Source organism: Bradyrhizobium betae (assembly GCF_050632175.1).
GTDB lineage: Bacteria > Pseudomonadota > Alphaproteobacteria > Rhizobiales > Xanthobacteraceae > Bradyrhizobium > Bradyrhizobium betae_B.
In genome coordinates this window covers 1797179-1820492 of sequence record NZ_CP192576.1, presented here as the reverse complement: position 1 = coordinate 1820492, position 23314 = coordinate 1797179, and the positions used below count along the sequence as shown (strand labels likewise).

17 protein-coding genes and 6 pseudogenes are annotated in these 23314 nt (G+C 63.9%); 13 read left to right on the top strand and 10 right to left on the bottom strand.

Going from position 1 to position 23314, the window contains the following annotated elements; all coding sequences use genetic code 11:
• Nucleotides 1–147 precede the first annotated feature (147 nt).
• Nucleotides 148–2308 (bottom strand): annotated as a pseudogene (locus ACQ86E_RS08980) (L,D-transpeptidase family protein).
• Between the two features lie 346 nt (nucleotides 2309–2654).
• Entirely contained in the window at nucleotides 2655–4151 is a 1497-nt protein-coding gene (locus tag ACQ86E_RS08975) for a sigma-54-dependent transcriptional regulator (protein ID WP_431205083.1), read from the bottom strand.
• Nucleotides 4152–4428: 277 nt separating this feature from the next.
• Between ACQ86E_RS08975 and ACQ86E_RS08970 the strand changes: the two genes are divergently transcribed.
• From ACQ86E_RS08970 to ACQ86E_RS08925, 10 genes and pseudogenes are all read left to right on the top strand, one after another.
• Nucleotides 4429–6216, top strand: a complete 1788-nt coding sequence (locus ACQ86E_RS08970) for a M3 family oligoendopeptidase (RefSeq protein WP_431206435.1) — start codon at nucleotides 4429–4431, stop codon at nucleotides 6214–6216.
• A gap of 219 nt (nucleotides 6217–6435) precedes the next feature.
• Nucleotides 6436–9384 carry a cell division protein gene (locus ACQ86E_RS08965; protein ID WP_431205082.1) on the top strand — a complete coding sequence of 983 codons (2949 nt, stop codon included), beginning with the start codon at nucleotides 6436–6438 and terminating at the stop codon, nucleotides 9382–9384.
• A 138-nt stretch (nucleotides 9385–9522) separates the two neighbouring features.
• A complete protein-coding gene (locus ACQ86E_RS08960; protein WP_035704696.1) occupies nucleotides 9523–9675 on the top strand; it encodes an aa3-type cytochrome c oxidase subunit IV in 153 nt (50 codons plus the stop codon).
• Between the two features lie 137 nt (nucleotides 9676–9812).
• A pseudogene (locus tag ACQ86E_RS08955) lies at nucleotides 9813–10942 on the top strand (Re/Si-specific NAD(P)(+) transhydrogenase subunit alpha).
• 21 nt (nucleotides 10943–10963) lie between these two features.
• Entirely contained in the window at nucleotides 10964–11281 is a 318-nt protein-coding gene (locus ACQ86E_RS08950) for a proton-translocating transhydrogenase family protein (RefSeq protein WP_143841743.1), read from the top strand.
• A gap of 39 nt (nucleotides 11282–11320) precedes the next feature.
• A complete protein-coding gene (locus tag ACQ86E_RS08945; RefSeq protein ID WP_431205081.1) occupies nucleotides 11321–12718 on the top strand; it encodes an NAD(P)(+) transhydrogenase (Re/Si-specific) subunit beta in 1398 nt (465 codons plus the stop codon).
• Nucleotides 12719–12740: 22 nt separating this feature from the next.
• Nucleotides 12741–13541 (top strand): alpha/beta hydrolase, encoded by an 801-nt coding sequence (locus ACQ86E_RS08940; RefSeq protein ID WP_431205080.1) that lies wholly within the window; start codon nucleotides 12741–12743, stop codon nucleotides 13539–13541.
• A gap of 59 nt (nucleotides 13542–13600) precedes the next feature.
• Nucleotides 13601–14698, top strand: coding sequence for a calcium:proton antiporter (locus ACQ86E_RS08935; RefSeq protein WP_431205079.1), 1098 nt, complete (start codon nucleotides 13601–13603; stop codon nucleotides 14696–14698).
• A 24-nt stretch (nucleotides 14699–14722) separates the two neighbouring features.
• A pseudogene (locus ACQ86E_RS08930) lies at nucleotides 14723–15006 on the top strand (cupin domain-containing protein).
• A 93-nt stretch (nucleotides 15007–15099) separates the two neighbouring features.
• Nucleotides 15100–15996, top strand: a complete 897-nt coding sequence (locus ACQ86E_RS08925; protein ID WP_431205078.1) for a hypothetical protein — start codon at nucleotides 15100–15102, stop codon at nucleotides 15994–15996.
• Nucleotides 15997–16013: 17 nt separating this feature from the next.
• On the opposite strand, the pseudogene ACQ86E_RS08920 reads toward ACQ86E_RS08925, so the two are convergent.
• Both ACQ86E_RS08920 and rpsU read right to left on the bottom strand, forming a co-directional pair.
• Nucleotides 16014–16663: pseudogene (locus tag ACQ86E_RS08920) on the bottom strand (tetratricopeptide repeat protein).
• A 142-nt stretch (nucleotides 16664–16805) separates the two neighbouring features.
• Nucleotides 16806–17114 carry a 30S ribosomal protein S21 gene (rpsU, locus tag ACQ86E_RS08915; protein ID WP_014439827.1) on the bottom strand — a complete coding sequence of 103 codons (309 nt, stop codon included), beginning with the start codon at nucleotides 17112–17114 and terminating at the stop codon, nucleotides 16806–16808.
• Between the two features lie 263 nt (nucleotides 17115–17377).
• Here rpsU and aqpZ point away from each other — a divergent pair, with 263 nt between their 5' ends.
• Entirely contained in the window at nucleotides 17378–18100 is a 723-nt protein-coding gene (gene aqpZ, locus ACQ86E_RS08910; protein WP_431205077.1) for an aquaporin Z, read from the top strand.
• Between the two features lie 35 nt (nucleotides 18101–18135).
• On the opposite strand, the pseudogene ACQ86E_RS08905 reads toward aqpZ, so the two are convergent.
• Together ACQ86E_RS08905 and purE are read right to left on the bottom strand one after the other, a co-directional pair.
• A pseudogene (locus tag ACQ86E_RS08905) lies at nucleotides 18136–19243 on the bottom strand (5-(carboxyamino)imidazole ribonucleotide synthase).
• A pseudogene (gene purE / locus ACQ86E_RS08900) lies at nucleotides 19240–19729 on the bottom strand (5-(carboxyamino)imidazole ribonucleotide mutase). The pseudogenes ACQ86E_RS08905 and purE overlap by 4 nt, the downstream one beginning before the upstream one ends.
• Before the next feature lie 141 nt (nucleotides 19730–19870).
• Between purE and ACQ86E_RS08895 the strand changes: the two are divergent.
• Complete coding sequence (locus tag ACQ86E_RS08895) at nucleotides 19871–20596, top strand: GGDEF domain-containing protein (RefSeq protein ID WP_431205076.1); 726 nt, start codon at nucleotides 19871–19873, stop codon at nucleotides 20594–20596.
• 2 nt (nucleotides 20597–20598) lie between these two features.
• Here ACQ86E_RS08895 and ACQ86E_RS08890 read toward each other — a convergent pair whose 3' ends face one another.
• The 3 genes from ACQ86E_RS08890 to ACQ86E_RS08880 all read right to left on the bottom strand — a co-directional run bounded on the left by ACQ86E_RS08890 (nucleotide 20599) and on the right by ACQ86E_RS08880 (nucleotide 21421).
• Complete coding sequence (locus ACQ86E_RS08890) at nucleotides 20599–20850, bottom strand: hypothetical protein (protein ID WP_431205075.1); 252 nt, start codon at nucleotides 20848–20850, stop codon at nucleotides 20599–20601.
• 22 nt (nucleotides 20851–20872) lie between these two features.
• A complete protein-coding gene (locus ACQ86E_RS08885; protein WP_431205074.1) occupies nucleotides 20873–21085 on the bottom strand; it encodes a hypothetical protein in 213 nt (70 codons plus the stop codon).
• Nucleotides 21086–21214: 129 nt separating this feature from the next.
• Nucleotides 21215–21421, bottom strand: coding sequence for a YdcH family protein (locus tag ACQ86E_RS08880; protein ID WP_014439834.1), 207 nt, complete (start codon nucleotides 21419–21421; stop codon nucleotides 21215–21217).
• 326 nt (nucleotides 21422–21747) lie between these two features.
• On the opposite strand from ACQ86E_RS08880, the gene ACQ86E_RS08875 reads away from it, so the two are divergent.
• Nucleotides 21748–21930 carry a YdcH family protein gene (locus tag ACQ86E_RS08875; RefSeq protein ID WP_014439835.1) on the top strand — a complete coding sequence of 61 codons (183 nt, stop codon included), beginning with the start codon at nucleotides 21748–21750 and terminating at the stop codon, nucleotides 21928–21930.
• Between the two features lie 112 nt (nucleotides 21931–22042).
• Here ACQ86E_RS08875 and ACQ86E_RS08870 read toward each other — a convergent pair whose 3' ends face one another.
• The gene (locus ACQ86E_RS08870) at nucleotides 22043–23146 is read right to left on the bottom strand and encodes an NAD(P)/FAD-dependent oxidoreductase (RefSeq protein ID WP_431205073.1); all 1104 of its coding nucleotides are present in this window, start codon (nucleotides 23144–23146) and stop codon (nucleotides 22043–22045) included.
• Nucleotides 23147–23314: the final 168 nt, after the last annotated feature.

Below are 23314 nucleotides of genomic sequence, written 5' to 3'. Positions count from 1 at the left end.
AACCTAACCGGTTGAGTGTGGCAAAAAAACGCCCGCTGCCCGAGGTCAGGTGGAGAATGGTTAACGTTAAGCGACCCCATCCAGGGGACGGGGTCGCTGATTTTATTGCAGAATTTCAGGACATGAGGCGCCTCGTCCGAGCCGGGCTCAGCGGGTGAATACCCGCTGCTGCTGCGGACGGCGGCCGACCGGGGTCGGCGGTTGGGCTGGGGCGCCACCGCCGAACAGCCGCTCGAAGAAGTTCAGGCCCGACGAGCCACCATTGTTGGCAACCGCCACGCCGTTCGGCAGCGTCGTCGCCGGGCGCGAATAGCTCGGCTGCGAGTGAGCCACGATGTTCTCGAGGTCCTTGCCGCGGCTGTTCTTCAGGATGTTGATCATGGTCGCGTCGCGGCCATAGACGTCCTTGCGGAATTGCAGCTTGCCGCCATCATCCACGAACGCGGTCTGATAGGTGATGTTGACCGGGATCGGGGTCGGGAATTTCAGGTCGATCTCGCTCTTGCCGTACATGCTGCGAATGCGCTCCGGCGTGTACTTCTCGCTCGGCATGGCGATGCCGAGCAGCACGGAGGCGTACTGATCCGGGTTCTGCACCCGCATGCAGCCATGGCTGAAGGCGCGCTCGTCCCGGGAGAACAGGTTCTTGTCCGGCGTGTCGTGCTGATAGACCAGGAACTTGTTCGGGAAGTTGAAGCGGATGCGGCCGAGCGCGTTGGCTTCGCCCGGCGGCTGCGAGATATGCACCGACCCGTCGCGGTTCTGCTCGAGCTTCGAGGCCCATGCGCTGAAGCACGGTCGGGTCCTGCTGAAGCGCCGGCAGGTACTCGTTGTAGACGATCGACGGCGGCACGTTCCAGGTCGGATTGACCGTGATGTACTTCATCGTCTCGGTGAGCAGCGGGGTCGCATGCGTGCCCGGCTTGCCGGTAACGACGCGGGTGGTCCAGACCTGCTGGCCGCGCTGCATCACCTTCAGCGTGTAGTCGGGAATGTTGAGGATGACATAGGCATCGCCCAGCGAGGGAACGCCGAGGTCGCGCGGCAGCCAGCGCCAGCGCTCCATGTTGACCAGCACGACGTCGATCTGCTTGTCGCGCTTCGGCGTGTTGATCGCCTTGACCGTCTTGTCGTCGAGGATGCCGGTCGCCTTGAGCTCGGCGCTGCTCTGGAATTTGCGCACGGCATCGGCAACCGCTGCGTCATAGCGGGTGTCGCTGGCGTTCTCGGCGAGGCCGAGCTTGGCGCGGAGCTGCGGCACGCGCGGATCGTCGACGACGATTTCAGCCTGCTTCTTGCCGCGTGCGGGCGTGTATTTCAGCGCCGGACCATCGGCGATCTCGATAACCGGGCCGTTGCCCTGGCCGCGGAGCTCGGCGAGCTTGGCCTTCAGCTCCTTGTAGAGCTTGTGCGGCGGGTTGTAGCTGTCGAGCGCTGCAGAGGCGTCGGTCGCGGTCGTGATCTTGGCGAGCACCTCGTTCGGATCGACCGGATGCTCGGGATAGAGGATGTCGCCGCTGACCTGGGACCAATGCATGCGGCCGCTCTGGGCCTGGCGCGCATAGTCGAACATGCTGGCGGTGAGCTTCAACTCGGCATCGGCAAGCGCGTCGGGCGTCGTGGCGGCAGCGAAATCCGGCACCGGATAGTCGGCCGGATTGAGGCCGTCGGACGCGGCGTCCTTCAGCCGCGCGATCACACCCTTGGCCGCGGCGGTCAGGCTGCCGGCTTGCGTCCAGACCGGCGCGAAGTCGCGTGCGCCGTAAAACTTCTCGACGGCCGCGCGCTCGTTCTTGCGATCGAAATGACGCGAGGTCTTGGCGCCGATGATGTCCTTGAGCTTGTCGGCGACCGGCTGGTCGGCGGCAGGCACGTTGCTTGCGGCCTTCACCGGTTCGGCGGCCGGAGCCGCTGCTGTGGCGGGTGTCGCGGGGGCGGCCGGCGTGATCGTCGCAGTATCGGCCTTGGCGGGCGGCGCCTCGGGCGGGGGCGTGGTGGCCACGTCGGAAGGTTTGGTGTCGACCTTGGCAGGCGCCGGTGCGGCATCCGCCTTCACGGGCTCCTTGGCCGGTTCCTTCGCAGAGTCCTGCACCGTGGCGGTGGTGTCGAGCTTGATGTCGGCTGCGGTCGGGGGCGGAACGTTTGCGGGCTCGGGGCGCGGGATCGCGGCTTCGATTGCGAGTTCGGCGGCGTTGCTGCGCGCCTGATCCTGTGCCAGCGCCGAGCCGGCCGATACCGTGAGGAAGGTCGCTGCGACCGCCATCAAGACGCGGTCGAAGCCTGCACGGTGGTTCAAACAGTCACGCATTTTGTCACACCCCTCGGGTGAACTGTCCCTCGTGGAACAGCTTCGTTATCGCCTATTGAGCTTCGGCTAAACTGCGCCGGCCTCTCGAAAGTTGCACGCCTGCACGCAACGATTCCTACGCAGACGATATACAGGCCCCGTTCATGCAGCCAGCGCTACCCGGGACAACTCACGACAAACTGACTTCATGGAAGCGCGTTTGCAACGGATTGTGCGCCTCTGGAGCGCGCTTTTCCCTGTGTCTGTCACTTCCAAGTCACGGTTCAAGCCGCCGTCGAATTTCGCCGTCATGCGAACGGCTTACGGCGGTCTCGTAGGGTCACGCGAACCTCCGTTCGCATGAGGTTCAGTGCGTCTCCTCGCCGCTTTTCCCGCCATGGCCGGGAACCCCGGCTTCGTCGAGTTTGCGATAGAGGGTGGACCGGCCGATTTTGAGGCGGCGGGCGACCTCGGACATCTGCCCGCGATAGTGCGAGATTGCAAAGCGGATGATCTCGTTCTCCATGTCCTCCAGCGGGCGGATATCGCCGGTCGGGGTCAGCATGGAAAGCGATCCTGTCTGGGGGAACGGAGCAATGGGTATATCACCACCCGATACCACCGAGGGCGCGGCGATCGGCTCCAGCATCAGCGGTGCGGTCGGAATGTCCGTTTCGGGATGCGGCTGCGAGGAGAGCAGGGGAAAGTCGCCGAGGCCAAGCTGCTCGCCCTCGCCCATGACCACCGCGCGGTAGACCGCGTTTTCAAGCTGGCGGATGTTGCCGGGCCAGTCGAGCTGGGCGAGATGCGCGACCGCCTCGCCGCTGATGCCGGCGATGGGACGGTTCTCCTCGGCCGCAAAGCGCGCCAGGAAATGCCGCAGCAGATGCGGAATGTCCTCGCGACGGGCGCGCAGCGATGGAATCGTCAGCGGCAGCACGTGGAGGCGATAGAACAGATCTTCGCGGAAATGTCCCTGCTTCACCCGCTCCAGCAGCCTGCGGTTGGTTGCCGAGATGATGCGAACGTCGACTTTGACCGGCTTGCGTCCGCCGACCGCCTCGACGGCGCCTTCCTGGAGCGCGCGGAGCAGCTTGACCTGCGCGGTCAGAGGCAGCTCGCTGACCTCGTCCAGGAACAGCGTGCCGCCATGGGCTTCGACGAACTTGCCGGTGTGGCGTTCGGTGGCGCCGGTGAAGGCGCCCTTCTCATGACCGAACAGGATGGACTCCACGAGATTGTCGGGAATCGCGCCGCAATTGACCGCGACGAAAGGCTTTGCCTTGCGCTCGCCGCTGCCGTGGATGGCGCGCGCGAACATCTCCTTGCCGACGCCGGACTCACCCTCGATCAGCACTGGAATCGAGGAATTCGCCGCCTTTTGCGCGGTGCGCATCACCGGTCCCATCGCCTCGGCGCGGGTGATGATGTCGGAGAAGGTCAGCCGGCCCTCGCGGCTGTGACGGATGCGCTGCAATTCGCCCTTGAGCGCGGAGGCGTTGAGGGCGTTGCGAAGCGAGACCTGGAGCCGCTCCATGCCGACCGGCTTGACGACGAAATCGGCCGCGCCCGCGCGCATGGCGGAGATGACATTGTCGATGCCGCCATGGGCGGTCTGAACGATGACGGGGACGCTGAGGCCGGCTTCGCGGATTTTCGCCAGAACGCCCATGCCGTCGAGGCCGGGCATCACGAGATCGAGGATGACGCCGTCGATAACAGGAGCATCGGGGGCGGTGAGGGCGGCGATCGCGGCGTCCCCGGAGTCCACGACGATCGTCTCATAGCCGCATTTCTGCACCATGTTCTCGACCAGCCGGCGGGCCACAGCGTCGTCGTCGGCGATCAAAATACTGGCAGCCATGGTGTTCCCCGCACGCTACTACTATCTGTCTCGAATCGGGGCACTCTGGCCGAAGCCGATTAACGCACTCTTAAACCTTGATGCCCCCGCCCGCCGTCGCGATTGTTGAACACAGGTTTCCCACACAATGAATTCGCGCTCCAAGACTGCCCTTAAAACGTCTGCTCTCAAGAAGTCTGCCCTTAAAAGCCCGCTCTCCGCAAGCCGGCCACCAGGAAATCCGCCGTCAAGAAATCCGCCGTCAAGGCAAAGCCCTCCAAATCTTCGCCCGCAAAGCCTGCGAGGCAAGACCGGCAAGCTTCCGGAGTGGAATCTCGCCGATCTCTATTCCGGGATCGATGCGCCGGAAGTGGCGCGCGATCTCGAAAAGATGGATGCCGATTGCGTCGCCTTCGAGACCGACTACAAGGGCAAGCTCGCGACAGGGACAGCAAACGAAGATGGCGGAAAATGGCTCGCCGAGGCGGTGCGACGCTATGAGGCGATCGACGATCTCGCCGGCCGGCTCGGCTCCTATGCCGGCCTCGTCCACGCCGGCGACAGCGTGGACCCCAAGATTTCAAAATTTTACGGCGATGTGTCGGAGCGGCTGACGGCGGCGTCGACCCATCTTCTGTTCTTCGCCCTCGAGCTCAACCGTATCGATGACGATATCTTGAACGGCGCGATGCAAGCCGCGGAATTGGCCTATTACCGTCCGTGGATCGAGGATCTGCGCAAGGAGAAGCCGTACCAGCTCGACGACAAGCTCGAGCAACTCTTCCTCGAGAAGTCGCAAACCGGCTATTCCGCCTTCAACCGGCTGTTCGACCAGACCATCTCCGGACTGCGCTTCAAGGTCGGGTCCAAGGAACTGGCGATCGAGCCGACGCTGAATTTCCTGGCGGACCGTGACGGCGCCAAGCGCAAGGCTGCGGCCGAGGCGCTGGCAAAGACCTTCAAGGCCAATGAGCGCACCTTCGCGCTGATCACCAACACGCTGGCCAAGGACAAGGACATCTCCGACCGCTGGCGCGGCTTCAAGGACGTCGCGGATTCCCGTCATCTCAACAACCGCGTCGAGCGCGAGGTGGTGGATGCGCTGGTCGCCTCCGTACGCGCGGCCTATCCGAAGCTGTCGCATCGCTACTACGCGCTGAAGGCGAAGTGGTTCGGCAAGAAGCGGCTGGCCTATTGGGACCGCAACGCACCGCTGCCCTTTGCGGCGACCGACACCATCGGCTGGCCCGACGCGCGGAACATGGTGCTGACCGCCTATCGCGGCTTCTCGCCTGACATGGCCGACATCGCCGAGCGCTTCTTCACCGACCGCTGGATCGATGCGCCGGTGCGTCCCGGCAAGGCGCCGGGCGCGTTCTCGCATCCGACCACGCCGTCGGCGCACCCCTACGTGCTGATGAACTACCAGGGCAAGCCGCGCGACGTGATGACGCTCGCGCACGAGCTCGGCCACGGCGTGCACCAGGTGCTTGCGGCGAAGAACGGCGCGCTGATGGCACCGACGCCGCTGACGCTGGCCGAGACCGCGAGCGTGTTCGGCGAGATGCTGACCTTCAGGCGGCTGCTGGCGCAGACCAAGAGTGCCAGGCAGCGCCAGGCGCTGCTCGCCGGCAAGGTCGAGGACATGATCAACACCGTGGTGCGGCAGATCGCGTTCTATTCCTTCGAGCGCGCGGTCCACACCGAGCGCAAGAACGGCGAACTGACCGCGACGCGGCTCGGCGAGATATGGCTCTCGGTGCAGGGCGAGAGCCTCGGGCCGGCGATCGAGATCAAGGCGGGTTACGAGAACTACTGGATGTACATCCCGCACTTCATCCATTCGCCGTTCTACGTCTACGCCTATGCCTTCGGCGATTGTCTCGTGAACTCGCTGTACGCCGTCTACGAGAACGCGGCGGAAGGCTTTGCCGAGCGCTATCTCGACATGCTCGCCGCCGGCGGCACCAAGCACTATTCCGAACTGCTGCGGCCGTTCGGTCTCGATGCCAAGGATCCCAAATTCTGGGACGGCGGCCTGAGCGTCATCGCCGGGATGATCGACGAGCTGGAAGCGATGGGATGAGGGAGAGCTGGGCTCTCCCGGAAGCACGGCTCGGTACATTTTGCGGGATGCGGCGCCGGCGCGAGTTCCCTGCGCCGCTTCGCATCCGATCGTCGGTATGGCGGGCCCGCGATGCTGATTGAACGTTTGCATCCTCCGCGAGACTAATTTCAATAAGGCTACTCTTGCTTATTTTACAATCGTTGATTGCCGGTGCTCCGCCGCCCTGGGGAGGCACGCATGCACGATCAGGTCCAGCCGACCCAGCCCGTTGAGCCCCGGACAACCCGGTCCTCTGACGAAAAGCCCTGGTGTGAGAAGCACCACCAGATCGTCCGCGACGAAATCGAAGCGATCAATACCAGGCGCGAGGAGACGCGCCAGATCCCCACCGATGGCCTCGAATCCTGCCAGATGCTCGACGTCACCGGGCTCGCCCTGTCGGGCGGCGGCATTCGCTCCTCGGCTCTTTGCCTTGGCGTGCTCCAGGCGCTGAACCACCACAATCTGTTCCGGCGGATCGACTATCTCTCGACCGTCTCCGGCGGCGGCTATATCGGTACCTCGCTCAGCGCGACCATGACCGTCACGCAGCGCTTCGTCTTCGGGGAGAGGCCTTCGGGCGACACCGCGACCGCCAACGAGATCAGCGATACGCCCTCCGTCGGACACATCAGGAACTACTCCAATTATCTGGTACCTGCCGGCGTGCGCGATCTCCTCACCGGCATTGCGATCGTGGTGCGTGGGCTGATCGCAAATATCGGACTGACGCTTCCGGTCGTGCTGCTGCTTGCTGCCGTCACGATCTGGTCGACGCCGCTGCGCAGTTGCCTGACCGTCGCGAATTTCTTCGGAGTAGACCTTGCCGACGGCGCTTCGACGCAGTGCGAACTCCACCATTTCGGCTGGATCGCTGATCGCTACGGCTTCGCGGCCATCGGCGCAATCGTCGCGGCGGCTTTGCTTGCCTGCGGCGGAATTGCCTATTGGCTCTTCCGCAAGGAGCGGGGCATTGGCCCGACCGTCTTCTTCACCTATGCCGCAAGTATCGCGTTTCTGCTCGGCATCGCGTGCGACTTCGCGCGGATCCTTCAGATCAAGCATTTTGCGCTGACGCTGGCCGTGGCGATCATCGGTGTCGGCCTGTTCTTTGGCTGGGCGCTCAAGCAGTCATTTGCGAGTCCCGAGAAGCGCCAGGAGTTTCGCTCGCATTGGCCGACCGCCGGCGCGACGTTCCTTGTGCTGCTTGCTTCGATCGCATTCTTCGAGTTCCAGCCCTTCATGCTGTCGCAGATGTTCGATGTCGTCGACGGCAATGCGATCGGAGGGCCGGTCGGCGGCGTCGCGGTCACCTGGATCAAGTCACTTGCCGCAATTGCCGCGCCGGTCGGCATCGTCGTCACTGCTTTCAGGCAGCAATTTGCCGAATTTCTGAAGGGCAACGGCGCATCCTCGCAATGGGGCTCGCTGGTGCTCGCGATCGTTGCCAAGGTCGCGCTGTGGATCGCCGGGTTGGCGTTGCCGCTGATCATCTGGGTCGCCTACCTCTATTTGTCCTATTGGGGCATCGCCAACGATCCGCTCGAAAAATGCCAGGCGCCTCTGACCGCCGTTGCGCAAAGGAATTGCCTCGCCGCCACCAAATCAACTGCGCCAGCCACGGGAAATCTGTCGGGCAAGATCGAGTTTGACGCGGGCGCCGGCACCTTCTCGGCCGAGATCGCTCCGCAGCCGGTGGCCAACACGGCAACGACGGACTGGCTGACGCCGGTATCCCACGTTCCGGTCTGGCTCAGATTTGCCGCGAACAACGTCGCCGCACAATTTCATTGGCTGGATCAAGGCTCCGGGTATGCACACAGCTTGCCCGTGGTGATCCTGTATGCGCTCGTCGGCATGCTGCTGTTTGCGATCTCCTGGTCCCTGACGCCCAACGCGAATTCGCTTCACCGCCTGTACCGAGATCGGCTGAGCAAAGCGTTTCTGTTCGATCCCGACCGTTCCGCAGACGGCAACATTGCCCGCGCCGAAGCGAGCCTCGACCAGGGGCGCGATTTCAAGCCGCTCGATCGGATGAAGTTGAGCGAGCTCTATGCGGTCGCGGATGGCGGCACCGAGCCGACGCTGCGTGCGCCCTATCATCTCATCAACACGGCGCTCAACATTCAGGGGTCGGACTTCGCCAACCGGCGCGGCCGCAATGCGGATTTCTTCGTCTTCTCGCCGCTCTATGTTGGCAGCGAGGCGACGCGCTATGCCAGGACCCCGGCGGTCGAGCGGCTGGAGCAAAGCCTCGACCTTGCCACTGCCATGGCGATCTCGGGGGCGGCGGCGTCTTCGAACATGGGGTCGAACTCGATCAAGGCGCTGACGCCGACGCTCGCGCTCTTGAACGTGCGGCTCGGCTATTGGCTGAACAATCCGCGCTATGTCGATGTTGCAACAAGGCCGCAGCGCCACTCGACGCCACTGTTCCTGTGGTCTGAAATCTCGGGCCGCCTCTACGAGAACAGCGACGGCGTCTATCTCACCGACGGCGGCCACATCGAAAATCTCGGTGTCTACGAGCTGCTGCGCCGGCGCTGCAGGGTGATCGTCGCGGTCGACGCGGAAGCCGACGCGCCGATGAATTTCTCCTCGCTGATGAAACTCCAGCGCTATGCCCGCATCGATCTCGGCGTTCGGATTGATCTGCCCTGGACGCCGATCCGCGACCGCACCCGCGCCGTCATGGCCGAGAATGCCGACAAGAAGTCCGCCCATGCCGCCGCGGATACGCGGGAAAATGCTCCGGCGGAGCATGTTCATGTCGCGATCGGAACCATCGACTATGGCGCTGGCGACACCGGCTATCTCGTCTACATCAAGTCCTCGCTCAGCAGCGACGAGAACGACTACATCCGCGACTACGCGCGGCGCAACGGCACCTTTCCCCACGAGACCACCGGCGACCAGTTCTTCTCGGAGGAGCAGTTCGAGGTCTATCGCGCGCTGGGCTTCCACATGGCGCACGGCTTCCTGTCTGGGGGCAATCCGGTCGTGGTTGGTTCCGGCACGGCGCCGCGTACCGCCAGGTTCACCGAAGCCGGCGAGCCGGCGATCGACGCGGTCCGCGAGGCGCTCGGTCTTTCGGTACCCCAGCGCCGGACCGCGAGCGTCACCGTCACGATGATCGAGCAGGGCTGAGCAGCGCACGCCGAATTCCCGGCCATCGGAATTCCAAATCAGCCGATTTGCGGGTAAACCGCGTCTGCCTGCCGTTGCCCTGCCCGAAGGTTTAAGGTAATCCCAGCCGGAGAATTCGACTTTCTACTGGGGACATTCATGGCTGACCATAGCGAAGTGGCCTACACCACCGCCGACGGCAACGACTACATTGCCCACGAGCAGACCTACGAGGGCTTCATCAAGCTGGTGAAGTACGGCACCGCCTCGGTCGCGCTCATCGTGATCCTGATGGCGATCTTCCTGACCTGATCCATCGCCTGCTGCACCGCCAGCGTCGTCGGTGCTCATAAAATTTGCATACAAGCCGGTTCCAAAACCGGTATCCAACGTTGCGGGAGTAACGCTAAGTTCGCGTGCGCGTTTTTGCCCGCGTCGCCGGAGGGCCCATGAAGATCGCCGTTGCCAAGGAAATCGATCCGTCGGAGCCGCGCGTCGCCGCTTCGCCTGATACGGTGAAGAAGTTCAAGGCGCTCGGCGCCGAGATCGCCGTCGAGCCGGGTGCCGGTCTCAAATCGGGCCTGCCGGATTCCGAATTCACCGCAGCGGGAGCCACCGTCAGCGCCGATGCGTTGAAGGACGCCGACATCGTCATCAAGGTGAAGCGCCCCGAGGCCTCCGAGCTCGCGCAGTACAAGCGCGGCGCGCTCGTCATCGCCATCATGGATCCCTACGGCAACGAAGCCGCGCTGAAGACGATCGCCGATGCCGGCGTCTCCGCGTTCGCGATGGAATTGATGCCGCGCATCACGCGTGCACAAGTGATGGACGTGTTGTCCTCGCAGGCGAACCTTGCCGGCTACCGCGCCGTGATCGAGGGCGCCGAGGCCTTCGGCCGCGCTTTCCCGATGATGATGACGGCGGCAGGCACCGTGCCCGCCGCCAAGGTATTCGTGATGGGCGTCGGCGTCGCCGGCCTCCAGGCGATCGCGACCGCGCGCCGTCTCGGCGCCGTCGTCACCGCGACCGACGTCCGGCCCGCGACCAAGGAACAGGTGGAGTCCCTCGGTGCAAAGTTCCTCGCCGTCGAGGACGAGGAATTCAAGAACGCGCAGACCGCCGGCGGTTACGCCAAGGAAATGTCCAGGGAATACCAGGCCAAGCAGGCCGCGCTCACCGCCGAGCACATCAAGAAGCAGGACATCGTCATCACCACTGCGCTCATTCCTGGCCGGCCGGCGCCGAGGCTTGTCTCGGCCGAGATGGTCAAGTCGATGAAGCCGGGGTCGGTGCTGGTCGATCTCGCCGTCGAGCGCGGCGGCAATGTCGAGGGGCAAGGCCGGGCGAGGTCGCCGAGATCGATGGTATCAAGATCGTCGGCTACACCAACGTCGCCGGCCGGGTGGCAGCCTCCGCATCCAGCCTCTACGCACGCAACCTGTTCAATTTCATCGAGACCATGGTCGACAAGGGCAGCAAGGCTCTCGCCGTGAACTGGGACGACGAACTCGTGAAGGCGACCGCGCTGACCAGGGACGGCGCCGTCATCCACCCGAACTTCCAGCCCAAATCAACTTAATCGGGTTTAAGGAGAGCCGCCATGGAGCATGCTGCACAGCTCGTCGACCCCTTCGTTTTCAGGCTGTCGATCTTCGTCCTCGCCGTCTTCGTCGGCTATTTCGTGGTGTGGTCGGTGACCCCTGCGCTGCATACGCCGCTGATGAGCGTGACCAATGCGATCTCCTCGGTGATCGTGGTCGGTGCGCTGCTCGCGGTCGGCGTCGGCATGGTTTCGAGCGGCTCGGGCTGGGCACGCGGCTTCGGTTTCGTCGCGCTCATCTTCGCCTGCGTGAACATCTTCGGTGGCTTCCTCGTCACCCAGCGCATGCTGGCGATGTACAAGAAGAAGTCGAAGTGAGCGGCCACCTCGGGCTGAAGGGATCAATGGGGACCTGAGATGAACGCCAATCTCTCTGCATTCTTGTATCTCGTGGCGGGGGTGCTGTTCATCCTGTCGCTGCGCGGGCTGTCGAGCCCGGCGTCGTCGCGCCAGGGCAATTTGTTCGGCATGGTCGGCATGGGGATCGCGGTCGCCACCACGCTCGCCAGCCATCCGCCGGCGGACGGCCTGGCCTGGATTCTCGTCATCCTCGGTATCGCCATCGGTGGCGGCGTCGGCGCGGTGATCGCCCGCCGCGTGCCGATGACCTCGATGCCCGAACTGGTCGCCGCCTTCCACTCGCTGGTCGGCATGGCCGCGGTGCTGGTCGCCGCCGGCGCGTTCTACGCGCCCGAAGCCTTCGACATCGGCACTCCCGGCAACATCCATCCGCAGAGCCTGGTCGAGATGTCGCTCGGCGTCGCCATCGGCGCGCTGACCTTCACCGGCTCGGTGATCGCGTTCCTGAAATTGTCCGCGCGCATGAGCGGCTCGCCGATCATCCTGCCGTTCCGCCACGTCATCAATATCGTGCTCGCCGTTCTGCTCGTCGTCTTCATCGTCGGGCTGGTGATGTCGGGCAGCGCGCTCGACTTCTGGCTGATCGTCATCATCGCACTGGCGCTCGGCGTGCTCATGATCATCCCGATCGGCGGCGCCGACATGCCGGTCGTGATCTCGATGCTGAACTCCTACTCCGGCTGGGCCGCGGCCGGCATCGGCTTCACGCTCGGCAACTCGGCGCTGATCATCACCGGCGCGCTGGTGGGCTCGTCGGGCGCGATCCTGTCCTACATCATGTGCCACGCGATGAACCGGTCCTTCATCTCGGTCATCCTCGGCGGCTTCGGCGGCGAGACCGCCGCGGCCGGCGCTGGCGGCGGTGAGCAGAAGCCGGCCAAGCTCGGCTCGGCCGACGACGCCGCCTTCATCATGAAGAACGCGCAGAAGGTCATCATCGTGCCCGGCTACGGCATGGCGGTGGCGCAGGCCCAGCACGCGCTGCGTGAAATGGCCGACATGCTGAAGAAGGAAGGCGTCGAGGTGAAATACGCCATTCACCCGGTCGCGGGCCGCATGCCCGGCCACATGAACGTGCTGCTCGCCGAAGCCAACGTGCCCTACGACGAGGTGTTCGAGCTCGAGGACATCAACTCGGAGTTCGCGCAGGCCGACATCGCCTTCGTGATCGGCGCCAACGACGTCACCAATCCGGCGGCCGAAGATGACAAGACCTCGCCGATCTACGGCATGCCGGTGCTTCAGGTCTGGAAGGCCGGCACGGTGATGTTCATCAAGCGCTCGCTGGCCTCCGGCTATGCCGGCATCGACAATCCGCTGTTCTACCGCGACAACACCATGATGCTGCTCGGCGACGCCAAGAAGGTCACCGAGAATATCGTCAAGGCGATGTAACGCCGGAGAGCCGGCGATAGCGATGACATTCCTGAAATGGACCGCCATCGTCGTTGCCGCTGGTTATCTCGCCAGTCTCGTCCTGCTGTTCGTGAAGCAGCGCGCCATGCTGTTTCCGATCCCGACCGCCGAGCGCACCGCGCCTTCCTCCGCGGGATTTCCGCAGGCTGAGGAGCACGTCCTCACGACATCCGATGGCGAGAAGGTCATCGTCTGGCACGTGCCGCCAACGCCCGGCCGTCCCATGGTGCTGTTCTTCCATGGCAATGGTGATTTTCTCGCGGGCCTTGCCGGCCGCTTCAAGGCGATCACGGCTGACGGCACAGGTCTCGTCGCTCTGTCCTATCGCGGCTATGCGGGGTCCAGCGGCGCGCCGAGCGAAGACGGCCTGTTGCGCGATGGCGAGGCCGCCTATTCATTCGCGACGGCACGCTACGATGCCCGGCGCATCGTCGCCTGGGGTTTCTCGCTCGGGACCGGCGTTGCGATCGCGATCGCATCCGAACATCCGATCGGAAAGCTGATTCTCGAGGCGCCCTATACGTCGATCGCCGACGTCGCCGCCTCGCATTTCCGTCTTGTTCCGGTGCGCCTTCTGATACGCGACCCGTTTCGCTCGGACGAGCGCATCGGACGCGTCACGGCGCCGCTTCTGATCGTCCATGGTGCGCAGGACCAGACCATCCCCATCGCATTCGGCGAGAAGCTGTTTGAACTGGCCCACGAGCCGAAGCAGTTCGTTCGCATTCGCGGCGGCGGGCATGACGATCTCGGTAATTTTGGCGTCGACGAGATCGCGAGAAACTTCATCAATGGGTCCTGAGGGCTGACGGGCGCGATGTTCTCGCGCATAATCGATGCCCATTTGAAGGAATCGCCTGCATGAGCGCACACGGACCGATGCCCCGGTCGTCCTGGATCTTCCCCGCTCTGGCGGTGCTGCTGTTTCTGATCGTCACTGCGACCGACTACGGCTTCACACTGACTGCCGGCGGCGGCCTGTTCGCGGTCGTCCTTCTGGTGATCCTGTTCGGCACCGTGTTCGCGGCCGTTCATCATTCCGAGGTAATCGCCGAGCGCGTCGGCGAGCCCTACGGAACATTGGTGCTGACGCTCGCTGTCACGATCATCGAGGTCGCCTTGATCACCACGATCATGCTGGGCGACAAGCCGGCACCGGAACTGGCGCGCGACACCGTGTTTGCCGTGGTCATGATCGTCTGCAACGGGCTGGTCGGGCTCTGCGTCTTCATCGGCGGCCTGCGCTATCGCGAGCAAGGCTTTCAGGTCTCGGGCGCCAACGTCTATCTCAGCGTCCTATTCGCGCTGGCGACGATAGCTCTCATCCTGCCCAACTACACAACCACCACGCCCGGTCCGGTCTATTCGGCAATCCAGCTCGGCTTCGTCGGTGTCGTTACGCTCGCGCTCTACGGGGTGTTCCTCTACACCCAGACGGTCCTGCACAAGGATTACTTCGTACATGAGCGGGCAGACGGCGAGGGCGCGGACGCCCGCCTTTCGGGCAGCATGCTCGCGCTCAGCGTCGCGCTATTGCTGGTGTCGCTGCTGGCGGTGGTGTTGCTGGCCAAAAAGTTTTCGCTGGTGGTCGATGCGGTTGGCGCACAGATCGGCGCGCCACCGGCCTTTGCGGGCCTGTTGGTGGCTCTTCTGATCCTGCTGCCCGAGGGCGTCGCCGCGATTACGGCCGCCCGCAGGAACGATCTCCAGAAGAGTATCAATCTCGCCCTCGGCTCCTCGCTGGCGACGATTGGCCTGACCATACCCGCCGTCGGCGTTGCGACCTGGGTGCTCGACAAGGAACTCAAACTCGGCCTGAGCGCCCAAAGCAGCATCCTGCTCCTCCTGACATTCTTGCTGAGCATGCTGACCTTCGGCACCGGCAGGACCAATGTCCTGTTCGGACTGGTCCATATGGTGGTATTTGCCGTCTATGTGTTCATGGTCTTCGTGCCCTGAAGCGATTCCCCGAGGAGAGTTCCGATGCTTGCTGCCAAGTCCGAGGTCCAGGTCGATAACGAAGAGGTCCGGGTGACCGAATGGCGGCTCGCCCCGGGCAGCGCGACCGGGCATCACACCCACGGGATGGACTATGTGATCGTACCCGTCATCGCCGGTGAAATGACCATCGTGGCGCCGGGGGCGAGCGGTCCAAGGCGCAGCTTTCGGCCGGAAAATCCTATTTCCGCAAGGCCGGCGTCCAACACGACGTACTTAACGAAACCTCAACCGAGATCGTGTTCCTTGAGATCGAGCTTAAGCCGTAGGGCAAGCGTTACCTTTGCCATCGATCCGTCGCAGTTGATCCCTTACAATGCCCCAAAGTTCCCGCATCTGATCGCGCGGGGAGTGGCCGAGAAATGCTGAAATACCTCGCTAAAATCTCGATGGATATTTTACCCTCGGTGCTCGCAACGATCATCGGGGCGTACATCGTCAATCACTACATCAACGCCAAGCCGGCGGTGGATGCCCCTGCGGCCGTGGTGGCGCCTGCCCAGAGCGGCACCGACGGCAGGCCCACGGACACCACCAACCTTCCCGCGCACGGCGTCAAGGCCAAGGACATTTCCGAGAAGAGCGTGACCGACAAGGCTGCAGCCGAGAAGCCTGCGGACACCAAGGCTGCGGACGTTGCTTCCCCCGAAACCGCCCCGCACGGCCGCCCGGCGGCGCGTGAGAAGGCAGCCGCCAAATCGACCCCGGCAACCGTTCCGGTGGTCGAAGCCAATTCGGCGCCCGCCGCCGCATCCCCGGCTGCGACCCCCGACGCCAACGATCTCGCCCGCGCCGCCATCGAGCGTTTGCGCAAATCGCCTGAAGCCAAGGCCGCAGACGCCAGGGCCGCTGAGGCCAAATCCACCGAGACCAAGTCTTTTGAGAACAAACCGGCTGAGAGGACCCAGGAGCCTGCCGTGCGGGAAGCCGCGCGCACGCCCGAGGCCCCGAGGGTCGTCACGGTGGAGCCGTCCGCAGTGCGCCCGCTGCCGCCGCCGATCACTGTGTCGATTCCCTCGCCTGAGGCCTATGGCAATGGTGGTCCGTCCTACACAGCCTCGGTTGGCAACGACGATCCGAACCGGATCACGCCGCCGGCCGATATCCCGGTCCCGATGATCGCGCCGCCGCTCGATCTGCGTGCCGATGCCGGCGCGACCATGCCGCGGCCGAAGAAGACGAACGTCGCCGACGAGATGCTGTCGGGCATGAAGTCGATGTTCCACTCGGTGCTGCCGAAGAGCTCCACCCCCGATTAAAAGCGGTATCCGCCGCGTCAGCCGCCGACGCGGGCGAGGCCGCTGCGGGCGGCATCGTCACGTGGGCGCAGAGCGACCGCCTTGCTGTAGGACGCCGACGCCTTGGCCTTGTCGCCCAGCCGCTCATAGGCCTGTCCCCGTGTGGTCCAGACCTGGGCATTGTGCGGATCGGCCTCGGAGGCCTCATCGAGATCGGCCGCCGCTTCCTTGACCTTGCCGATCGCGAGATAGCTGGTGGCGCGGCCGAGCAGCGGCTCGACCTTCTGCGGATTGAGGCCGTTTGCGGCGCTGAAATCGGCGATGGCGAAGTTGTGCTCGTTGTTGCCCTGATAGATCAGGGCGCGGCCATAGAGCGCCTGTGCGTTATAGGGATCGAGCGCGACGGCAAGGTTGAACTCGTCCAGCGCGCCGGCGGTCTCCCCGCCTTCGCCAGGGTCTGGCCTTTTGCGGTGTGAGCCTGGGCCTCGGCGACATTGCCGGCACTGACGGCACTCTCCGGGGCGGGAGCCGCCTTTGGCGCCTCCTGGGGCTTTTCCTTCTCCGGCATCAGTGATCCCAGGTCGAAGGAGCAGCCGCACAGCGCGATCCCCATCAGGGTCAGCGTGAGCGGCTGGCGCCAGATCCGGCGGTGCCGCGCCAAACCGGGCTTGGGGAAAGGGGAGACCATCTACGGTTCGCTCGCGCGTTGGTGCCGCATCTGTAGTGCCCCGTCCCAGAAAGGCACCGCTACAAAATAATAACGCGGGCCCGGGGCCCGCGTCATTGGAAACTAAAATCCTGGAAAACCCAGCCTGGCAATTCCGGCAGGATCAGCGCGGTCCGCGCGGACCGGCGCCAGCACCTGCGCCGGGGCCACCGCGACCGCCACGATCACCGCCGGGGCCGGCGCCGAACACCGGCTTCGGCTTCATCGGCAACAGGCCTTCGCGCTGCAGCTTCTTGCGGGCCAGCTTGCGCGCGCGGCGCACGGCTTCGGCCTTTTCGCGGGCCTTCTTCTCGGACGGCTTCTCGTAGTGACCGCGGAGCTTCATCTCGCGGAAAATACCCTCGCGCTGCATCTTCTTCTTCAGCGCCTTGAGGGCTTGGTCGACATTGTTATCGCGAACGAGAACCTGCACGCGGCATCCTCTTCAGTGGATCGGTTTTGAATTCTGGTAAGACGAAGGGGATGGCAAAAAGCGCAAGCCCTTAACCTTGAGCGCGCGGATGTATCAGACAAAACCCCCGATGTCCACCTGCCAGGCGAGATTTCGGGCCAAGTTCAGCCACTAAATGGGTCGAAAATACGCCTGTGCAGCGCCGATTTGGGTGGTTTGGCGCCAAGAACGGGCTGTTACCGGATGCCGTGCGCCGGAAGCCGGAAAATCAGGGGAGACGCCACATGGATATGAAGAAATATGCTGCCGAGGCCATCGGTACATTCTGGCTCACATTCGCAGGCTGCGGCAGCGCGGTGATCGCGGCCGGCTTTCCGCAGGTCGGGATCGGCCTGGTCGGCGTGTCCCTGGCGTTCGGCTTGAGCGTCGTCACCATGGCCTATGCGATTGGCCATATCTCGGGTTGCCATCTCAATCCGGCCGTCACCGTCGGGCTTGCGGCCGGCGGCCGCTTCCCGCCTGGGCAGATCCTGCCCTACGTCATCGCGCAGGTCTGTGGCGCCATCGTCGCCGCCGAGTTGCTCTATGTGATCGCAAGCGGAGCCCCCGGATTCGACGTCACCAAGGGCTTTGCCTCCAATGGCTATGATGCGCATTCGCCCGGCCAGTACAGCATGGTCGCCTGCTTCGTCACCGAGGTGGTGATGACCATGATGTTCCTGTTCATCATCATGGGCTCCACCCACGGCCGCGCGCCCGCGGGCTTTGCCCCATTGGCGATCGGGCTCGCGCTGGTGATGATCCATCTCGTCAGCATTCCCGTCACCAACACGTCGGTGAACCCGGCGCGGAGCACAGGTCCCGCTCTGTTCGTCGGTGGCTGGGCGCTATCGCAGCTCTGGCTGTTCTGGATCGCACCGCTGATCGGCGGGGCGCTGGGCGGGGTGATCTATCGGTGGCTCAGCGAAGAGCCCGCGGGCGTCGTCGCAGGCGTGAAGACGGCTTAGTCGCAGGCGGAGTCGCGGCATGCGCCGCGGCTCCGCTATTTGCCCTTCGTCGGCCTGACTTCGGTGACGTGGCCCATCTTGCGACCGGGGCGCGGAGCGCCCTTGCCGTAGATGTGCACGGTCGCGCCCGGGACCGTCAGCCACTTTTCGTAATCGTTGATCTCGTCGCCGATCAGGTTGGTCATGGTGACGATGTCGCCGTGACGCACGGCCTTGCCGAGCGGCCAGCCGGCGATGGCGCGGATATGCTGCTCGAATTGCGAGACAGAGGCGCCGTCGAGCGTCCAGTGTCCGGAATTGTGCACGCGCGGAGCGATCTCGTTGACCAGCACCTTCGGTCCGGTGCCATTCGCCAGCACGAACATCTCGACGGCGAGCACGCCGACATAGTCGAGCGCGTTCGCAATCTTGCCGGCGATGCTGCGCGCTTCGTCCGCGAGGGTGTCCGGAATCTGCGCGGGCGCGCGCGAGATTTTCAGAATGTGGTCGCGGTGCTCGTTCTCGGTGACGTCGAAACACTCGACCTGGCCCGAGGCCGAGCGTGCGGCGATCACCGAGATCTCGCGCTCGTACGGGATGAAGGCTTCGAGGATCGCCGATTTGGTGGCGAGGCTGGTCCAGACCTTGGCGATGTCGTCGCCGTCGCGGATGATGGCCTGGCCCTTGCCGTCATAGCCGAAGCGGCGGGTCTTCAGCACCGCCGGCAGGCCAATCTTGACGATCGCCTCGCGCAACGATGCGACGGACGTAACGTCGGCATAGGCGGCGGTGCCGATGCCGAGCCGCGTCACGAAATCCTTTTCGGCGAGCCGGTCCTGGGTGGTCTCGAGGATCTTGCGGTTGGGCAGCACCGGGCGGCGCGCATCCAGCACCATCGCGGCGGCGGACGGCACGTTCTCGAATTCGTAGGTGATGACGTCGACGTCGTTGGCGAACAATTCCAGTGCCTCGACGTCGGCATATTCGGCGCAGGTCGCGTTCAGGACGACGTCGAAGGCAGGGGAGTCCGGATCGGGCGAGAACACCTGGCAGCGCAGGCCGAGGCCGCGCCGCGGCCATCGCCAGCATCCGCCCCAATTGTCCGCCGCCGAGGATTCCGATGGTGTCGCCGGGCTTCAGCTTCACCTGCTTGCTGTCGGTCACGCCTTGTCCTCCGGGCGCTCGGCGACCGCCTCGGTCTGCGCCTTTCGCCAGGCGGCAAGACGGTCGGACAGCGCCGGGTCGGACAGCGCCAGCACGGCCGCGGCAAGCAGCGCCGCGTTGATCGCGCCGGCCTTGCCGATGGCGAGGGTGCCGACCGGGATGCCTGCGGGCATCTGCACGATCGAATAGAGCGAGATCGATGCCCTTGAGCGTCCTGGATTCGACGGGCACGCCAAACACCGGCAGTTCCGTCAGTGCCGCCGCCATGCCGGGCAAATGGGCAGCGCCGCCGGCGCCAGCGATGATGACCTTGAAACCTGCCGCCTTGGCGCCCTTGGCGAAGGCGAACAGCCGGTCGGGGGTGCGGTGTGCCGAAACGATGCGGGTCTCGGCGGCAATGCCCAGAGCTGCAAGCGTGTCGGCAGCGTGCCGCATCGTCTCCCAGTCCGACTGGCTTCCCATAATGATGGCGATCGGCGCGGTCATGACGTCAATTGTGCCCGGAAAACAGAAAGATAGGCCAGATTAAAGGTTCCGGCCGGTGGCTCGCAAGGCGGTGGCAAGGAGAAGGGAATGCACTATCCTGTCTTGGTGAATCCCCGCAAGCCTTCATTGAGCAGGATGCCCATGAAGAAACCTACAAGGGCGAGCGCTGCGAAGGCCAAAAAGGGCCGGAAAACCCGCGCCAGCCGATCTAAAGCCGCTCCCGGGCGGTTGGCCAAACCTCCGACGAAGCGTCCGGCCAAGCAGGCCCGGCGCGATGCGTCGGCGGACGCCGACACCAAGGCGACCATCCGCGGCCTGCGGAGCAAGCTCAAGGAGGCGCAGCGGCGGGTCACGGAACTGGAAGCCGCGGCCGACACCGATTTCCTGCTGGAGATTCCGAACCGGCGCGGTTTCGAGCGCGAGCTGAGGCGCGCCATCGCCTACATGAAGCGCTATCGCGCCAGCGGCGCTCTGATCGTGCTCGATGTCGATCGGCTGAAGCCGATCAACGATTCCTTCGGCCATGCCGCCGGCGACGAGGTGCTCAAGGCGATCGCGGCGACGCTGACGCAGCAGGTCAGGGCCTCGGATGTGGTCGGCCGGCTTGGCGGCGACGAGTTCGCGCTGCTGCTGTGGAATCTCAGCGAGACCGATGCCAAGGCGAAGGCCGCGATTTTCGAACAGGCGATCGACGATTTGTCGTTCACCTTTCGCGGCCAGCACGTGACTGCGGGCGCGTCCGCCGGTGTTGCGCTGCTGGGCGCACACTCCGATGCGGGCCGCGCTCTGGAGGAGGCGGATGCCGCCATGTACGTGCGCAAGGCGCACCGGCGGCACGAGCCGCGGATCAGGCTGGTCAGCAGCTGACTTTACAGTGTCGCGAGGTCTTCCGGCACGTTGCCGAATTTGCGCAGCAGCGTGGCGTCGCCGAATTCGCCGGTCATGGGATCGCCGCTGCGGCTGAAAGCGACCGCGCCGATATGGCCCGTACCGCGTGACAAAATCTCGGCACGCCGCAACGCAGCCGTCGAGCTTTGGCATTCCTCGGCTGCGCCAGCAACAGGCGATCCGTCGGCATCGATCAGGAAAGGCATTGCAACGTAGTAGGTCACATCTGACATGGCGTTGCTCCGGCATCAAAACTTAAGCGGCGCTGCTCCGCATCTTGCTACGCGAGGTCTCCGGAATGCAGCCGGCTGAAATCGCCGCCCGCAATTCCTCGAGCTCGGCTTCCAGATATTCGTTGGCCATGATCAGCGCCCTGATGGTGCTGCGCAGATTGCCGTCGCACATCGCGATCGCCTGATCGCAGGCCTGTTCATAATGGCTGTTGTCGGGAAGGGCGGGTGCCGGCATCTGCATTGTCCTTCTGAGTTTTCCTTGGGCGCTTCCTGGGGCGTTGATCCGTCTAAATGTTCCTATTTTGTTCTTTTGGAGTCAAGCGGATTCCGGGTGCGGCGAGCTGCCGCGCAAATCGCCTGTGGATCAGGCGATGATGTCCGGCGTGATCTGGTCTTCGATGAACTGGATACGGTCGCGCAACAACAGCTTGCGTTTCTTCAACCGCTGTAACCGCAATAGGTCGGGGGCAGGCGATTGATGCAGTGCATCGATCGCCGCATCGAGATCTCGGTGTTCCTGCTGCAACCGGGTGAGCTCGGCTTCGAGCTCACGCTCGTCTTCATTGGTCATGTCTGCGGTGGCCGAAAACCCGATGGCGTGAGATTAAGGCTGTGGATGCCCTGTGGAAATTATCGTCCTTGCGCGCCGTGATCGCAAGCGATCTCGGGCCGTCGTTCACGATCTCGCGCAAGATAGTTCAACGATTCGCTGCGACGCTGCGCAAGCACATTGATATCATGAATTTTTCCTGCACGGTTCCTTACTCACGCTTCGTTACATATGAATTTTCAAAAATGACACTGCGACGACGGATACCCATCGACAGAACGAATCGGTGATGTACACTTCCTCGTCCGGATCGAATCCAAGGTTCACCCCTACCGAGGAGGTTTCGAATGACAATTCAGGCACATCTGGTTGAATTGGAACGGAAGCACAAAACTCTCGAACACGAATTGCACGAAGCTCTCGTGCACCTTTCAACAGACGACCTGCAGATTGTTGAGTTGAAGCGCCGGAAGTTGATGGTCAAGGACCAGATCGAGCGTCTGAGGCACACCGGCGATACGCTTCACTAGTAACCCCCGTAACAGCGTAGAGTTTGACCGTACCCTTTCAGGCAGGGGTGAGAGCTATTGCGCTCATCCCTGCTGCAGGGCGCGTATGCGGCGCGAGATGTTTGCGCGGCGTCTAGATTTGCGCGAGCTCGGCGACGTGATCCGCGATCGCGAGCGACGACGTCAGTCCCGGCGATTCGATTCCGAACAGGTTGACCAGGCCTTCGACGCCATGATCGCGCGGACCCTGCATCAGGAAATCCTGCGTGGCCACCGCCGGCGGCACGATCTTCGGGCGAATGCCTGAATAGCTCGGCATCAGTGCGCCGTCGGGCAGCGTTGGCCAGTATTTTCGGATCGCCGGATAGAACCGCTCGGCGCGTGATGGATCGACCTCGTAATCAATCGTCTCGATCCACTCGACGTCGGGGCCGAAACGCGCCTGTCCCGCCATGTCCAGCGTCAGATGCACGCCGAGTCCGCCGGGCTCGGGTACCGGATAGATCAGGCGCGAGAATGGCGCCTTGGCGTTGCAGCTGAAGTAGTTTCCCTTGGCGAGATAGGCCGGCGGAATCCGGTCGATCGGCATGCCGTCGATGTGGCGCGCCACGTTCGTTGCCGAGAGTCCGGCGGCATTGACGAGCAGGTCGCATTGCAGCGTCATCGGTGCTTCGCCGCCCGCCTCGACCTCGATGACGCCGCCAGCCGCCTTGGCGCGGATCAGCGGGGTGCGAAACGCGAAGGCGGCGCCGGCGGCCTCGGCTTCGCCGCGCAGCGAGAGCATGTAGGCATGGCTGTCGATGATGCCGGTCGACGGGGAGAGCAGCGCTGCGTCGCAGGCGAGTGCCGGCTCCAGCGCGCGTGCAGCTTCGCCCGCGAGCAGTTGCATATCGAGTACCCCATTGGCCTCGGCATGCGCCTTGATCGATTGCAGCTTCTCGGTCTCTTTCGGGTTGGTCGCGACGATCAGCTTGCCGCAATTCCTGTGCGGGATGCCGCGCTCGCCGCAGTAGCGGTACAGCGCGTGCTTGCCGTCGACGCACATGCGCGCCATCCAGCTTCCGGCGCGGTAGTAGATGCCGGCATGAATCACCTCGCTGTTGCGCGAGGAGGTGACGGTGCCGATAGCCTCGGCTTCCTCGAGCACGATTACCTCGCGCCCGGCCTGGGCGAGCTTTCGAGCCACCGCGAGCCCGACCACGCCGGCTCCGATGACGACGCAGTCGACTCTATCCATGGTTGTGCGGAACGTTAGCTTGAGGGACCGATGGCGCCGGTTGGGCCGGGGAGCGGTTCGCGCGGCCATTTTCCATTAAGGAGGCATTTATCATGTCAGGGCAATTGCCGTGTTTCGCGTCACATTTTTCCGTTGCACGAACAGGCGTTTACCCGATCCAAACCGGCG